This is a genomic window from Microcystis sp. 0824 (genome assembly GCF_003112475.1).
In the GTDB taxonomy this organism is placed as follows: Bacteria; Cyanobacteriota; Cyanobacteriia; order Cyanobacteriales; family Microcystaceae; genus Microcystis; species Microcystis aeruginosa_C.
On the sequence record NZ_BDSM01000003.1, the window covers coordinates 1 to 14,763 of the forward strand.

Sequence of the window (14,763 nt, forward strand, 5' to 3'; positions counted from 1 at the left end):
AATTCCCCCTCCCCACACCCCACACCCCACACCCCACACCCCACTCCCCACTTCATAATTCATAATTCATAATTCATAATTCCCACACCCCACACCCATCCCTAAGCGCCGCAATTCCGGAGATTATATAAAAAAACACCCAGAACAATCGAGGTGATGGACAATACTAAAGGTTGTGTAGGTCATCAGAAAAGCCCTGTCAGGGTAAAATACTATGAAACTAGCGTCACGAGTCAATCAAGTCACCCCCTCCCTTACCCTAGCTATCGACTCTCTGGCCAAGGAAATGAAGAAAAACGGCGAAGATGTCTGTAGTTTTAGCGCCGGGGAGCCAGATTTCGACACACCCATTCACATCAAAGCTGCCGCGAAAAAGGCCCTCGATGAGGGAAAAACTCGCTACGGACCGGCTGCCGGAGAACCGGGGTTAAGAAAAGCCATCGCTGAGAAATTGCTGCGGGATAATCAACTAGCATACAATGCCGATAATATCATCGTTACCAATGGCGGTAAACAGTCTCTCTATAATCTAATCATGGCGTTAATTGAAGCGGGGGACGAAGTAATTATTCCCGCACCCTACTGGTTGAGTTATCCTGAAATGGTGACGTTAGCGGGAGGAACATCGGTTATAGTGAACACTAGCCTAGAGAATCACTATAAAATCACCCCCGAACAGCTAGAAGCGGCAATTACACCGAAAACTAAATTATTTGTTCTCAATTCTCCCTCTAATCCCACCGGTATTGTCTATACTCCCGAAGAAATCGCAGCTTTAGCAAAAATTGTGGTTGAAAAGGATATTTTAGTGGTTTCTGATGAAATTTACGAGAAAATCCTCTATGATGGCGCAATTCACCGCAGTATCGCTTCTTTTGGTCCGGAAATCTTTCAGCGCAGTATTGTTAGTAATGGTTTTGCTAAAGCTTTCTCGATGACGGGGTGGCGCGTCGGTTACATAGCAGGACCGGTGGAAATTGTCAAGGCCATGACTAAGATCCAAGGTCATAGTACCTCTAATGTCTGCACTTTTGCCCAATACGGTGCGATCGCTGCTTTAGAGAGTCCCCAAGATTGCATCGAGGAAATGGTCAAAGCTTTTAGCGAGCGCCGACAGTATATTTTAGAACGAGTGCGATCGCTCCCTGGACTCAATTGTCCTACTCCCAACGGTGCTTTTTATGTGTTTATTGATATTAGTCAAACTGGTTTAAAATCCCGGGATTTTTGTCAGAAACTCCTAGAAACCCAAAAAGTAGCCGCTATCCCCGGTATTGCTTTCGGTGCTGATGATTGTATTCGTCTTTCCTATGCTACAGACCTAAAGACGATTGAAAAAGGATTCGATCGCATTGATAAGTTTATCGGCACTTTGTAGGATGATTACTGTATCTGTTAGGGTGAATTTTGTTCGCCCTTTTTTTTGGGTTTAACCACTTAGCTATTAGCCTTCAGCCGTCAGCTTTTATTTATTCTCCCCCGCAACGCACGCGAAGTAGTCTCCCTGCTCCCCAATTCATAATTCCTGATTCACCCCCTGTGCAACTATATTTTTAGTCTTGATTTACAAGGCTCTCAGAAATCAGCAGAGATAAAGTATCCTCTGGAACCCTGATTCTGTCGTTTTCAGTTGCACATCGCGTTAATTCATAATTCATAATTCATAATTGATAATTCATCGGGGCTTTTGTTAAGTTACATTAAGCCCTACAATAAAATCCTAGGGAGTTAGACGAAATTCGCTCGATCGCTCGGTCTTATCTGCTCCTAGCTGAGATAGAGAAAAGATAGCGCATCGAGAAACAGAAAACTTGAACTACTCAAGCCTTCGTCAATACTGCCCTTGTCATCTATCTTGAGTTATAACCTAGTGTCCCAAACCCTACCTAAACCTGCCCTAGAAAGGGAATTTTTGCCATTTACCCTACAGGATGTCCGTCTAGCTATCCCGGCACGTTGCTTCCAATCAAGCGTTTTTCGCTCTTTAGCCTACTTTTTTTTTGATATTGGCATTATTACCCTACTTTACTGGATAACTTACCAGATTAATCAAGCTTGGTTCTTCCCCCTTTTTTGGTTTATGCAGGGAACCATGTTTTGGGCCTTATTTGTCGTCGGTCACGATTGCGGTCACGGTTCCTTTTCCCGTTATCGTTGGTTAAATAACTTAATCGGTCATCTCAGTCATACTCCCATTCTCGTACCTTTCCACGGTTGGCGCATCAGTCATCGCACCCATCACGCTAATACCGGCAATATCGACACCGATGAAAGTTGGTATCCCGTCACGGAAACCCAGTATAACAATATGGCTTGGTACGAAAAATTAGCTCGTTTTCAGCTAATTTTATTTGTTTATCCCCTCTATCTTTTCCGTCGTTCCCCTAATAAACAGGGGTCCCATTTTATGCCCGAAAGCCCCCTCTTTCGCCCCTCGGAACGCTGGCAGGTACTGACTAGCACCTTTTGCTGTACCTTTATGTTAGGTCTATTAATCGGGGTGGGTATCAGCCAAGGCTTTTGGTTTCTGTTTAACTACTACATCATGCCCTATATCGTCTTTGTGGTTTGGTTAGACCTGGTGACATTCCTACACCACACCGAAGATGATATTCCCTGGTATCGCGGTCAAGATTGGTACTTTCTCAAAGGGGCGCTTTCTACCATCGATCGCGATTATGGCATCTTTAATCCCATCCATCACGAAATTGGTACTCACGTCGCCCATCACATTTTTATCACTATTCCCCACTATCATCTCCAAGAAGCAACCGAGGCTATCCGTCCCGTCTTAGGAGACTATTATCGCGTCTCGAAAGAACCGATTTTCAAATCTCTCTGGCGGTCCTACCGCAATTGTCATTTTGTCAGTGACCAAGGCAGTAAGGTTTTTTACCGCAAAAACTAATCCTATCTTAGTTATGAGGGGGAAACGGCAGCAAAATCTGCCTCCTCCTCTCACACCGAGAATAGTTGCCAAAACTAGCAATAAAGTCTTTTTCTTGATTTGGTTCAGTGGCAAGGAATTAAGCTGATGCAGTGAAATTGAACGACGTACAAAGGGAATGACATCGGCAGCATTGGCCAAGAATCAAACAAATATCCAAGCGGTTCTCTAGGATTTGATCATTTTGCTTTTCAACAGCTACTGACAAGAGGATATTAAGCGCCTAGAATCTAAAAATTTACGATCAAGCAGGTCTAAAGAGTGAGTTTTTATGATACTGTCTATTGTACTAGCTCAATTATTATAACTTTCCTATAAAAGATTAATTACTCAGACAGCAAAAAAAGTGGCAGATTATGACACAGGCAATCCTTACTCAAATCTTGAATCAGCTTGAGACTCTTGAGCTAAAAGAACTTCAGCTGCTTAATCAGAAGATTCAACAGTATCTTATGGATAAAGAAGAAGCTGACAAACAAGCGGTATTTCACCAATCTCTTCTTGATGCTGGATTAGTCAAGCAGATTAAGCGTCCTTCATCTCAACCGATAACTGAGCGACGATTGATTGAAATCGAGGGAAAACCTATTTCAGAAACGATTATTGAGGAACGCCGTTAAATGGCACTTTATTTCTTAGATAGTAGTGCCTTGGTCAAGCGTTATATCAGCGAAACCGGTTCAGCATGGGTATTGGAATTATTTACTGATGCTTTAAATAATGAAATATTTATTGCCGCAATCGCCAAGGTAGAAATTGTAGCTGCTATTACGCGAAGATCCCGCACTGGAAGTATTAGCGTTACGGATGCAGCGGCAATAGTTCATCAGTTGAGAAAGGACTCGCTTAAAGATTATCAAGTCATTGAAATTACCGAAAGTATAATTAATTCAGGAATGGTATTAGCGGAAACTTATGGTTTAAGAGGTTATGACGCAATCCAGTTAGCAGTAGGTTGTGCTGTTAATACACTTTGCCTAGCTAGTGGTTTACCTTCTATCACTTTTGTCTCGGCAGATAATGAATTGAATGTTGCTGTGATCAGTGAGGGATTGCTGATGGAAAATCCTAACAATCATCCGTCTTAAGTAAGCGATAAGCTGTGAACTCTGAAATTTTTAGAGTTTAAAAAGGTGGAAAAAATAATCCCCTTCAAGGGAGTAAAGGAATTAAGCTGATGCAGTGAAATTGAACGACGTACAAAGGGAATGACATCGGCAGCATTGGCCAAGAATCAAACAAATATCTAATTGGAGAAGCAACTAGAAATGTACCAAAGGAAATTAAGTCTCCCTATCCTCTTATTCCTTGGCGTTTAATCGGAGGAATGAGAAATATTTAGAAAAGGTGCTATTATGCTGAACAATACTTAACTTGTGTTAAAATCGGTTATGTTGTTAATTTAAGGGATAGTTACATGAAAATTGTTACTGTTACTGAGGCCAAAGAACAAATTGATGAATTAGTGAATGATACCAATGATAATCATCAACCGATTTTGTTATCTGGTACGAAAAAGAATGCTATTTTAATTGCTGAGGAAGATTGGAACTCTATTCAAGAAACGCTTTATTTGTATTCTATTCCTGGTATGGTAGATTCAATTATTGAAGGTGGCAACACTTCTATTGAAGATTGTCTGGATGAGGCGGGTATCAGAGCAATTTTAAATGGATAATTGGCAGTTGGTTTTTACCAAACAAGCGAAAAAAGATGCTGAAAAGCTGGCTCGTACTGGGTTGGCAAAACAAGCTAACGAGTTATTAAATATTCTTAAGTCAAATCCCTATCAATCTTATCCTGTTTATGAGAAACTCAGTGGCGATTTAGCGAGCTATTATTCTAGACGTATTAATATTCAGCATCGTTTGGTTTATCAGGTTATTCCAGAAGAGAAAGTTGTCAAAGTTATACGGATGTGGACTCATTATGAATAACCCCTTTTAATTTATTTTACCTAAAATGTCGGATGAATGCCCCCGCTAGATTTTTCGACAAGATACTCACCTTTGCGGGGGATGAAATCCGACCAGAATATCAACCGCGAAGCACGATTTTCATTCTACTATTTGTAGGTAAACTGTGTTATACTTAATTTAGCCAGGGTCGAGGATTAATCAATGCTAGTCGTAGAAGCCAAGTTAAAAAACGGGACACCAGAGAGCCAGGGAAATTTATTGTAATTTCTCAATAATACTGATAATGATTCTCTTTAGCTGGGGGAGATTGTTTTGAATCACTTTCCAGACGACTTTTTCATCAATTGCCCAATATTCATGAACTAATTTATCCCGCATACCTGCGATGTTTTTCCAAGGAATATTAGGATAATTAACTCTCACTTCATCAGGAATATTTTTGACTGCTTCCCCAATTATTTCAATTAATTTTACTGCCGAAAGAAAGATTTCTATCTTAGTTGAAAATTCTTCAAAGCTTAGATACTGAGTCATCTTTTCTAGTTGACAAATTGCCTCTAGAATGTCTTGCAAGAAATCTCTAAATTCCCGTTGCGTCATACATAAATAACCTCGGATAAAATTCTTTCTCGCCTTCTTCCTTTTAAGCCATTTTTACTGATAACATCCGCTTTTACCTTAAGTAAATCACTTAAATAATATTCCATATCTACTAAATCCAGTAAACTAGGCGGTTCTGTATAATCTATCAGAATATTAACTTCACTATTTTCCTGCACTTCTCCTTTTACATAATCTCCAAAAATACCTAATTCACTGACATGATACTTTTCTTTTACTAAGGACTTAACTTGACCCAAAATCGCTTTAATTTCTTCTAAATTTTTCATGATGCTTACCTTCTAAGATAACGGAAAAGACTTTTACCCTACTGATCAAAATTTTATTTCCTGTATCTGTATTGTAGCAGATAGCGGATGAAAGGATAAACCATACTCCTTAAAATCATGAGAATTGAGAGAGTTATGCCAAAAATACCCCCTCAACTGACTGAATGAAGAGGCATTTATAGTATTTTTAGAAGCAATTTAGCCTACTTTTCTGGTTTCTTTTTCGATGGATTGGGAGGGTTTTAGTTTACGCTTCAGGGTTGAAACTGCGCCGAGTGTACTGACTACCAGGAGACTTAAAGTTCAAGTTTTCCAGACAGAAAATTAAACTAATTAAACATTCATATTAGTGTTTGTTAAATCTAATGTGTATCGCATCGCCTCTTCCAATTGCTGTAAATAACTAGAAGAAAGTGTCCCCAACTGTCTCTGAAGTCGTTGTCTATCAATAACAACAATTTGATAACATAAGGCTACTGATTCCTGATTTAAGCATCCTTGTCCTGCGGGAATAACCATTGTTCCGGGGATTTGTGCGCGACGTAAATTACTGGTTAATGGAATTACAACAACAGTGCTAGTGAAGCGATCAATATTGTTATGTTGGACAATAATAACAGGTCGAATACCAGCTTGTTCTGAACCACGACTCGGATTCAAATCAGCTAGATAAATATCGCCTCGCATTTATTCCTTATCCTCTTGTTCAAGGTGAGATAAATAATCGGGTAAAATACTTTCTGAAAAGCTAATATCCTCTTGAGCAAATTCATTTTGTAACGATTGTGCTTCTGCATCTGAAATATTATCCCATTTCTGAAAACGTGAATTTCTTTGTAAGGATTTGACAAATTCAAGGACTTTTTGCTGTTTTTCTAGCGGTAAAGTCTTAATACTTTGCAAAATCTGGTCTTGAAGATTATTAATATGGGTGACAGACATTTCAACTTTTACTATATTTACACTAGGCCAACCATTTTACCATAAAAAACCCTCTTGTTGTCAATTAGTTAGCAACAATTAAATAATAGACAATAAACAATACACAAAAAATACCCCCTCTACTGACTGAATGAAGGGGCATTTATGGTATTTTAGTGGGCAATTTAGCCTACTTTTGTGGTTTCTTTTTCGGTAGATTGGGATGATTTTAGTTTGCGTTGGAGGGTTGAAACTGCGCCGAGAGTACCGAGTGCGAGGAGGAAAGTTATAATTTGAGGAACACTATTAGATATGTAGATATGATTAGATAAGGTACAATAAAAGATGAAGATGCACCTACTTAAGCCATGAAACAAGTTCTCAAAAATATTGAGGTATCAGAGATTCCCACACTAATCGATACATGGATAGATATTCCTGTAAATTAATCGATAGTAAAAAATGTGGGATATCCCGAACGATCAGCCCGTATGAAATAATATGTATTGACTGGAACACCATGTAAAGGTGGTATGGCTAAATAACAACGCCGGAAAGTTTTATCCAAAATAGTTTTTTGCATACATCTTTTTACCAATTTTGCGGGGATCAGGCAACTAGTGCTACTAAAAGTTGCACCAGGAATACCTGGCACTATCGAAAATCTGTCATGATCATTTATACACTTATATACTTGACCAGATTGAGCTATTAAAAAGTCTTTGTTTTCACTTAAGTTAAATGTTTTAGCTTGTCGAGACACAGTTAGTCCCAATAAAGTTAATACAGCCGTTATGTATATTACACTTGTTTTCATTAATGTATCTCCTCAAAGTGCGAGCGCTCCCCCTCGCAGCCAGATTAAGCAACAACCCAACACCAAAGGCGGACAAAACAAAAATACACACTCCCCCCCCCACAACTGTATTAAAAGTTACAATTTAATAAATTTTTATATTTCTCTCTTAATCCCGATAAAGAAACCGCAGAACCAAGTCGGTTGTGAACAGCCCACCGCTTTTACCATTTTTGGTTAGTATCTGGATGTGGTATTATTTGAGGTGTGTTCGGATTATCTGATACGATCAAGGTCTATGACAACTTACTATGAAATCCTCAGCCAAATAGAGAATCTTCCCCTTACGGATAAGTTGCGACTTTTAGAGGATTTAAAAACTATCATCAAGCCGACCGTAGCGCCAAAAGATGACGATGAGATCATTCCAGCCGAAGAACTTGCTGAAAGCCAAGCAGCATGGCAAGATTATTTATCCGGTCGAGATACTGGAATCACTTCAACAGAATTAAAATACAAATTATTTGGAGATAAACTTGGCTGATTATATTCTACTTAGACAAGCAGAACGCTCCTTAGAAAGGATGCCTAAAAATGATCAAATTCGTCTTCTTGAAGCTTTGGATACTTTGATTTCGGATTCTACAAAATTAGATATTAAACCCCTTTACGGAAGAGATGAACTAAGATTGCGAGTAGGTAAGTATCGAGTGTTGTTTTTTGAAGACAGAAATAACAATCTATAGCGTTTTTCAGTCTGCTGAGGTACAAAAGTTATGGGTTTTAGGCAAAAGGCAAGAGGCAAAAGGGAAGAAAATAGGTGTACCTCACTAGCTTAGGAAACGCTATATTAATTCTGCTTTGTCGTGATCGCGTCACAAATCTTAAGTTATATATCTCTCACACTGGCGATCGCTTCCTTTCCCCTGTTTTACTGCTTCTCAGGCGAACTATTCTCATTCCGTGAGATATTGTGACGCAGTATGTCTGATTCGCCTTTGCCTTCTCCCTTGACTGATCCTCAACTCGATCGCCAACTAAATTAAACACAATTAATATCAACCGACGGGATTCAACTGACCCAATTCGACGCTCACCGCATCAAAGCGATTGTCCCCGGGACGATAGGAGAGAATTTCCAATTCCTAGTTAACAATAACGGGTACGGTAGGGATCGAACCTACAACCGTCCGCTTAGAAGGCGGATGCTCTATCCATTGAGCTACGTACCCAGGGAAGCACAATTATAAATTATACCTCCAAAAGTGACAAGTGGTAGGACTGATTTTCAATGATGATGGTGGTGTCCGTGGTGATGATGATGGTGATCGGAATGAATGTGAGGAATTGTTACAGAACTATTGACAGATAAAGCCTCTTGTGATAGCAAAGCTTCGATATGTTCCCAGGCCCAATCGGCGGCCATCTGACAAAATTCGGGGTTATCGTTGACACAGGCCATCTGCACATAATTAACTTGGTCGTGCTTGCGGCGTAAAGCTTCGATAATATGCTCCACATCCAGTAAAGTTTCGTGATTTTCCGTAGCAAAGCCAATCGGCATGAAAATTAAGGCTTTTGCCCCCAATTCAATCAAATTCTTCGCCGCTAACTCTGCATTCGGTTGCGTCCATTTAATTAAGGGGGTTTGGTGATTTAACCAACCCACAGAAATCAAGGGATAACGATAGATTAATTTTTCCCGGACCAACTCGTATAAAGCTTGACTTTCATCGATTCCCGACGTAAATCCCTTAGCTTCGTGGGGACAACCGTGATTCATTAAAATAATGCCAATTTGCGAGGGAAGACAGCTACTAGCTACCTCAGCAGCGATTTTTTCCTCCACTAACCGCGCCATTAAATCTATATAAGCGGGTTGGTTATAAAACGAGGGAATATAGCGCAATCCTTTGACCCAATGTTCCCCCGTTTGTCCTTGAGCTAAAGCTTTGTTAACTTGTTCGATGGCAATGCCACTGGTAAAGATAGAATCAACAACGAGGAGAGGATAGATCAAAATTTTCTCAAATCCCCGCTCGCGGATTTCCGTTAACACCTGTGCCGGTAAAAAAGGCGCACAGAAGTTAAACGCTTTGAATACCTCCACCCGATTACCCCATTTTGCCTGTAAATTGCGCTCGATTTCCTGTCTTTGATGCTCGAAAATGTGGTTATGGGGCGAAATAAAGTGATTATGCTGGTGTTGCCATTCGTGTAGGTCAAATATGGCCAATAATTTCGCTAGGGGAGGATAAACCCAAGTCGGTACGGGAGCGAACTTAGCCGTCAGCAGATTTAAGGCCTGTTCATTATAGTTGGCGAAGTCCTCGTAACTCTCCACTTCCCCGTATCCCATCAATAATACCGCCACTCGATCGCTGTGGTTGTGGGTAGCGGCTAACTGTTGTTGATCTGAAATGGCAACCACGTTTTTAACCCCGATTTTTTAAGTGAAAAACGCTATATCACTGGGATAGTAGCATTTTTCCATCCTATCCCCTCGCACGCGATAGACCGCTAAAAATTTATAACCTCTACAGAATCATACAGATTGCTTATCATCCTGATTAATAAAACGATATGTAAAGAAACTTTAAATAATGTTAAGATCGTTGCAGTCCCACCTATGAGAGATATGACAGCAGGCGTGTTTGGTAGCTTACCTTTTTCCAATCAGAGCGGCGATCAACTCATCAGTAAAGTGGTGAGTGCTGCAATCGCTGCATTATTCAAACGCACAGGCAAGCTGACAGCGACTGTCCGCGCCGAACCCGTAGCCAAATTACTGCAAGGCAGTATCGACGGTTTTGACTTTATCGGTCAGTCGATGCTCATGTACAATGGCCTACGCATCGAGGCCATGGAATTGTATGTGCAGGCGGTGGCGATCGATTTTAGTGCCATTTTTACCGGACAGGTGAAACTCCGTCAACCGACGCGGGCCACTTTGCGGGTAGTTTTAACGGAAGAAGACTTAACCACCTCTTTTAATACACCTTTTATTGTCGAAAAACTGCAAAGATTAGAGTACGAAGGTAAATCAATTCACTGTCAGAATACGGAATTAATTCTCAATGACGATAAAACTTTAACTCTGAAAAGTCTAATTAAATTGGGAGAAGAAGAACCAATTCTTCTAGAAATGACCACTGCTGTGGTTGTGGAAGAAAGGCGAAAAATTCAATTTGTCGAGGTGGTTTATCAAGGCGACGAAAGATCGAAAGCTTTAGGAGAAGCTTTAATCAGCCACGTTAACAACCTTATGGATTTAGATAAATTTGCCCTCGATGGTACTCAATTAAGAGTCGATCGACTACGTTTAAAAGATAAACAGATTATCTTTTATGGTATCGCCGATATCGATCGTTTTCCCCAAAGAAAATAGGCAACCATCAACGGGTCTAAAAATATCAAGAGTCTTACAGACTTCACCCTAAAAATGAAGTATAACCTAATTTGGTATTGACTCCTGAATCCTGACTCCTGAATCCCCAAAACGAAAACCTCGTATCTCACCATTGAGATAACTGCTGTAGGTTTCAATCGTGCTTGTGGTGACAGGGAGGCACGGGATCGTAACCTCCGGGGTGAAAGGGATGACAACGGAGAATACGCTTAATTGCCAACCAAGAACCCCGCAGCACACCAAAGCGATCAATCGCTTCCATGGCATACTGGGAACAGGTGGGTTGAAAACGACAGGAAGGGGGAAATAGAGGCGAAATAAACCGTCGATATCCCTTAATTAAACCAATAAAAATTCCTTTCATCAATGTCACCTCGATCGCCTAAACTAAATAGATAGTCAATTTTCGCTTTTGCCACGTGGAACTATCCCACTCTCTCCTATTTTCGATCGGTTTAGTCGCCTGTTACCTAGTTGTTCTGATTCTGATCGCTGAAAAATTAAAAAGGGTTTTCAGTACCGATGGCGAAATTACCCGCAAAGTTGTCCACATTGGCACGGGAAACGTCATCCTTTTGGCCTGGTGGTTAAATATCCCCGCTTGGGTGGGAATAAGTGCGGCCATCCTAGCGGCAACTATCGCTATCCTATCCTATTTTTTTCCCATTTTGCCCAGTCTTAATAGTGTCGGTCGCCGCAGTTGGGGAACTTTGTTTTATGCTGTTAGTATCGGTGTTCTCGTGGGTTATTTTTGGCCAATTTCTCACCCCGAATACGCGGCAATGGGTATTTTAATTATGGCGTTAGGAGACGGGTTAGCAGCCCTAGTCGGACAAAATTTCGGTCAACATCCCTACAAAATTTTCGGCAGTGGCAAAAGTCTGGAAGGTTCCCTGACTATGTTAGGAATCAGCTTTTTAGTCAGCTTGATTATTTTATCTTTTATTAATGGCATGAATCCGCCAATTATTTTAGTATCTTTATTAACAGCGATCGGAGCTACTATTCTAGAAACTTTCTCGAAACTAGGTATAGATAATCTCACTGTACCGATTGGTAGCGCCGCCATTGCCTATTTTCTTACCCAAATTTTCATCTCAATCTAGGCTATCTCAGCTTTCAAACTACCGAAGACCGATGATATTCACTGGTAACTGATAACTGATCACTGGTAACTGATAACTGATAACTGATAACTGATAACTGATATGACTTTTACGATCACTCAAAACCAAAATCAAGATCTTACCTATTGTCTCAAGGATGAAGATGCTGACGCTTATCTGGAAGTGGTTCCCGCTAGGGGAGGAATCATCACCCGTTGGCAAATTTGCGGAGAAGATATTTTATATCTGGACACAGAAAGATTCAAAGATCCTAACCTCAGTGTGCGCGGAGGAGTCCCGATTTTATTCCCTATCTGTGGCAACTTACCCGATAATAGCTATCAACACCAAGGCCGAAACTATAGCCTCAAACAACACGGATTTGCTCGTGATTTACCCTGGCAAGTGAGCAAACAAAGCACAGAAACTGCCGCTAGTTTAACCCTAGAATTAAACAGCAATGAAGCCACTCGTCAAGTCTATCCCTTTGATTTTCAATTAATCTTTACCTATCAACTGCAAGGAAACAGCCTCAAAATTCACCAAAAAGTTATTAATCTTTCCCCCGAAAAAATGCCCTTTTCTATCGGGTTCCATCCCTACTTTCAAGTCAACGATAAAACCCGATTATCCTTTGATATTCCCTCCTCCCAATACCTCGACCAACGCACGAAGACCCTCCATTCCTACTCTGGCAACTTTGACTTTAATCTCGAAGAAATTGATGCCGCTTTTCCGCAAATTACGCGCCATCAAAGTAGTTTTAGTGATTCCTATCATCAGCGTCAAATTGTCCTCGGTTACGACGATCTGTACACAACTCTTGTTTTTTGGACCCTGAAAGATAAAAATTATATCTGTCTCGAACCTTGGAGCGCTCCCCGCAACGCCCTCAACACAGGCGAACATTTGACCTACCTAGAACCCCAGAGTAGCCGCGAGGCGATCGTGGAAATGCGAGTCAATCAAATTTAAATTACCCCTTGACTTAGCCCCGATAAGATGTTATATTGATAAATCGTGTGCAGAACACGAAACGGGTCGCTAGCTCAGCGGTAGAGCACTCGGCTTTTAACCGATTGGTCTTGGGTTCGAATCCCAGGCGACCCATAAAAACTTACTGATACAGAAAGATTGACTTGTCTTCCCCTGTCTATGGATTAGCCTTGCATACCAGCAGTCCCCAACTAGGACTGGCCCTCTCTAATTTCAGCGATGATAGTCGTCAACAAACTTGGGACTTAGACAGGGACTTATCGAACCTATTCCACCCCTATCTAAAACAGTTCCTAGCCCCGCAAAAATGGGCTGATTTAGCCTTTCTAGCCACCGCTAAGGGGCCGGGGAGCTTTACCAGTACCCGCATCGGGATAGTCACCGCTAGAACCCTAGCACAACAATTACAGCTACCGATTTTTACCGTCTCCAGTTTAGCGGCCTTTGCTTGGTCACAACGGGATTTTTACCCCCTCGATACCCATCTCGCCCTAGAAATGCCCGCAACTAGGGGAAAATTGTATGTGGGCATCTATCGGGGTAATCGGGTTTATTTAGCTGATAGCCTGATGACTCCGGAACAATGGCAGCAGACTTTAGAAAACTTAACTATTCCCTATCAAAGATTAGCTACACCCGATTATTTAGGCATAAATGCCCCCGATATCCTCGATTTAGCCCATTTGGACTGGCAAACGGGAAAACGCCCCCATTGGTCGGAGGCGCTACCATTTTACGCGATGTGATTAAGTTGAACGGCTCATTTACCGGAGTGATAACATGGTTTAGTATAAGCTCGATCAATATGGAATCAAGACTCGTGTTATCTACTCTCCTAGCCGATTTCAAGATCATTTTTGAACGTGACCCCGCTGCCCGCAACTGGTTAGAGGTACTGTTTTGTTATCCCGGATTACAAGCTTTACTGTGCCATCGCTTCGCCCATTGGCTATATCAGATCGGGATTCCCTTTATTCCCCGTTTAATTTCCCATTTTGCCCGTTTTCTGACTGGTATCGAAATTCACCCCGGCGCCCAAATAGGTCAGGGTGTTTTTATCGACCATGGCATGGGAGTGGTCATCGGAGAAACCGCCATTATCGGTGATTATGCCCTCATCTATCAAGGAGTTACTTTAGGAGGGACGGGGAAAGAAAGCGGTAAACGTCACCCGACTTTAGGGGAAAATGTGGTCGTCGGCGCTGGGGCTAAGGTTTTAGGTAATATTTATCTGGGTAATAACGTTCGCGTTGGTGCTGGTTCTGTGGTCCTGCGCGATATTCCCGCCGATTGTACCGTCGTTGGTGTACCAGGTCGTTTAATCTATCGCGCTGGGACGCGGGTGCAACCTCTCGAACACGGTGATTTACCCGACTCGGAAGCGGTGGCTATTCGCGCTTTGGTGGACCGCATCGAACAACTGGAAAAACAAGTGTACGAATTGCGGCTAGAACGGTCAAAAGAACCAGATTATCGGATTAATTGCCCAGTTTTAGCCCATTTAGAAGAAGAAGCGAGTCATAGCTGTTGTCCTGGGGCCGATCGGGATATGCGCGAGTTTCTCGAAAGGGCGGTTTAACCCCGATAATCTTCTGATATGATAGAAGACTGGTTTTCTAAATAAGTGGTTTTAATTAAATAGAAGATAGATTTTGCCTTCGCTCCCCCCTGCCCCCCCTTAATCCCCCCTTGATAAGGGGGGTATCTGACAATTTTTAATAACTACTTACTTACTAGCTGAAACTCATTCATCAAGGCTATGATTGTTAAGGACTACTT

20 protein-coding genes, 2 tRNA genes and 2 pseudogenes are annotated in these 14,763 nt (G+C 41.4%); 14 read left to right on the forward strand and 10 right to left on the reverse strand.

From position 1 onward, the window contains the following. Positions 1-214: 214 nt before the first annotated feature. From N0824_RS00455 to N0824_RS00485, 6 genes are all read left to right on the forward strand, one after another. The gene (locus N0824_RS00455; RefSeq protein WP_108935305.1) at positions 215-1,378 is read left to right on the forward strand and encodes a pyridoxal phosphate-dependent aminotransferase; all 1,164 of its coding nucleotides are present in this window, start codon (positions 215-217) and stop codon (positions 1,376-1,378) included. A gap of 492 nt (positions 1,379-1,870) precedes the next feature. After that, positions 1,871-2,908, forward strand: coding sequence for a fatty acid desaturase (locus tag N0824_RS00460; protein WP_108935421.1), 1,038 nt, complete (start codon positions 1,871-1,873; stop codon positions 2,906-2,908). 395 nt (positions 2,909-3,303) lie between these two features. Beyond that, positions 3,304-3,567 (forward strand): hypothetical protein, encoded by a 264-nt coding sequence (locus tag N0824_RS00465; RefSeq protein WP_045362302.1) that lies wholly within the window; start codon positions 3,304-3,306, stop codon positions 3,565-3,567. Next, positions 3,568-4,035: a type II toxin-antitoxin system VapC family toxin gene (locus N0824_RS00470; RefSeq protein ID WP_108935306.1), complete on the forward strand. Its 468-nt coding sequence runs from the start codon at positions 3,568-3,570 to the stop codon at positions 4,033-4,035. Between the two features lie 329 nt (positions 4,036-4,364). After that, positions 4,365-4,625, forward strand: coding sequence for a type II toxin-antitoxin system Phd/YefM family antitoxin (locus N0824_RS00480; protein ID WP_002783395.1), 261 nt, complete (start codon positions 4,365-4,367; stop codon positions 4,623-4,625). Next, the gene (locus N0824_RS00485; protein ID WP_002756029.1) at positions 4,618-4,884 is read left to right on the forward strand and encodes a Txe/YoeB family addiction module toxin; all 267 of its coding nucleotides are present in this window, start codon (positions 4,618-4,620) and stop codon (positions 4,882-4,884) included. The genes N0824_RS00480 and N0824_RS00485 overlap by 8 nt, the downstream gene beginning before the upstream one ends. Positions 4,885-5,121: 237 nt before the next feature. On the opposite strand, the gene N0824_RS00490 is transcribed toward N0824_RS00485, so the two are convergent. From N0824_RS00490 to N0824_RS20630, 7 genes and pseudogenes are all read right to left on the reverse strand, one after another. Next, on the reverse strand, positions 5,122-5,466 hold the full coding sequence (locus N0824_RS00490) for a DUF86 domain-containing protein (protein WP_008202195.1): 345 nt from the start codon (positions 5,464-5,466) through the stop codon (positions 5,122-5,124). Further along, complete coding sequence (locus tag N0824_RS00495) at positions 5,463-5,756, reverse strand: nucleotidyltransferase family protein (RefSeq protein ID WP_002783391.1); 294 nt, start codon at positions 5,754-5,756, stop codon at positions 5,463-5,465. Before N0824_RS00495 ends, N0824_RS00490 begins: the two co-directional genes overlap by 4 nt. Positions 5,757-5,954: 198 nt before the next feature. Next, a pseudogene (locus tag N0824_RS21145) lies at positions 5,955-6,059 on the reverse strand (PEP-CTERM sorting domain-containing protein); the annotation flags it as partial. A 30-nt stretch (positions 6,060-6,089) separates the two neighbouring features. Then, entirely contained in the window at positions 6,090-6,443 is a 354-nt protein-coding gene (locus N0824_RS00505; RefSeq protein ID WP_106908318.1) for a type II toxin-antitoxin system PemK/MazF family toxin, read from the reverse strand. Continuing rightward, positions 6,444-6,698, reverse strand: a complete 255-nt coding sequence (locus N0824_RS00510) for a hypothetical protein (protein ID WP_045362295.1) — start codon at positions 6,696-6,698, stop codon at positions 6,444-6,446. It lies immediately after the preceding gene. 164 nt (positions 6,699-6,862) lie between these two features. Next, positions 6,863-6,958 (reverse strand): annotated as a pseudogene (locus N0824_RS21150) (LamG domain-containing protein); the annotation flags it as partial. 164 nt (positions 6,959-7,122) lie between these two features. Then, the gene (locus N0824_RS20630) at positions 7,123-7,494 is read right to left on the reverse strand and encodes a hypothetical protein (protein ID WP_158269529.1); all 372 of its coding nucleotides are present in this window, start codon (positions 7,492-7,494) and stop codon (positions 7,123-7,125) included. Between the two features lie 277 nt (positions 7,495-7,771). Here N0824_RS20630 and N0824_RS00525 point away from each other — a divergent pair, with 277 nt between their 5' ends. Together N0824_RS00525 and N0824_RS00530 are read left to right on the forward strand one after the other, a co-directional pair. Beyond that, positions 7,772-8,017 carry a hypothetical protein gene (locus N0824_RS00525; protein WP_002734321.1) on the forward strand — a complete coding sequence of 82 codons (246 nt, stop codon included), beginning with the start codon at positions 7,772-7,774 and terminating at the stop codon, positions 8,015-8,017. Further along, entirely contained in the window at positions 8,010-8,219 is a 210-nt protein-coding gene (locus N0824_RS00530) for a type II toxin-antitoxin system RelE/ParE family toxin (protein ID WP_172963129.1), read from the forward strand. Before N0824_RS00525 ends, N0824_RS00530 begins: the two co-directional genes overlap by 8 nt. Positions 8,220-8,632: 413 nt before the next feature. On the opposite strand, the gene N0824_RS00535 is transcribed toward N0824_RS00530, so the two are convergent. Next, a tRNA-Arg gene (locus N0824_RS00535) sits at positions 8,633-8,705 on the reverse strand. Positions 8,706-8,761: 56 nt separating this feature from the next. After that, the gene (locus N0824_RS00540; RefSeq protein ID WP_108935307.1) at positions 8,762-9,904 is read right to left on the reverse strand and encodes a ferrochelatase; all 1,143 of its coding nucleotides are present in this window, start codon (positions 9,902-9,904) and stop codon (positions 8,762-8,764) included. 198 nt (positions 9,905-10,102) lie between these two features. Here N0824_RS00540 and N0824_RS00545 point away from each other — a divergent pair, with 198 nt between their 5' ends. Next, a complete protein-coding gene (locus N0824_RS00545) occupies positions 10,103-10,861 on the forward strand; it encodes a DUF2993 domain-containing protein (protein ID WP_108935423.1) in 759 nt (252 codons plus the stop codon). A 154-nt stretch (positions 10,862-11,015) separates the two neighbouring features. Here N0824_RS00545 and yidD read toward each other — a convergent pair whose 3' ends face one another. Continuing rightward, positions 11,016-11,246: a membrane protein insertion efficiency factor YidD gene (gene yidD / locus N0824_RS00550; RefSeq protein ID WP_002783381.1), complete on the reverse strand. Its 231-nt coding sequence runs from the start codon at positions 11,244-11,246 to the stop codon at positions 11,016-11,018. A gap of 55 nt (positions 11,247-11,301) precedes the next feature. Here yidD and N0824_RS00555 point away from each other — a divergent pair, with 55 nt between their 5' ends. From N0824_RS00555 to cysE, 5 genes are all read left to right on the forward strand, one after another. Further along, entirely contained in the window at positions 11,302-11,988 is a 687-nt protein-coding gene (locus tag N0824_RS00555) for a diacylglycerol/polyprenol kinase family protein (protein WP_108935308.1), read from the forward strand. 102 nt (positions 11,989-12,090) lie between these two features. Further along, positions 12,091-12,963 carry an aldose epimerase gene (locus N0824_RS00560; RefSeq protein ID WP_108935309.1) on the forward strand — a complete coding sequence of 291 codons (873 nt, stop codon included), beginning with the start codon at positions 12,091-12,093 and terminating at the stop codon, positions 12,961-12,963. Positions 12,964-13,026: 63 nt separating this feature from the next. After that, positions 13,027-13,098: transfer RNA gene (locus tag N0824_RS00565), tRNA-Lys, on the forward strand. Positions 13,099-13,127: 29 nt separating this feature from the next. Next, positions 13,128-13,730, forward strand: coding sequence for a tRNA (adenosine(37)-N6)-threonylcarbamoyltransferase complex dimerization subunit type 1 TsaB (tsaB, locus tag N0824_RS00570; RefSeq protein ID WP_108935310.1), 603 nt, complete (start codon positions 13,128-13,130; stop codon positions 13,728-13,730). Positions 13,731-13,789: 59 nt separating this feature from the next. After that, positions 13,790-14,563: a serine O-acetyltransferase gene (cysE, locus tag N0824_RS00575; RefSeq protein ID WP_108935311.1), complete on the forward strand. Its 774-nt coding sequence runs from the start codon at positions 13,790-13,792 to the stop codon at positions 14,561-14,563. The last annotated feature ends 200 nt before the right edge of the window (positions 14,564-14,763 follow it).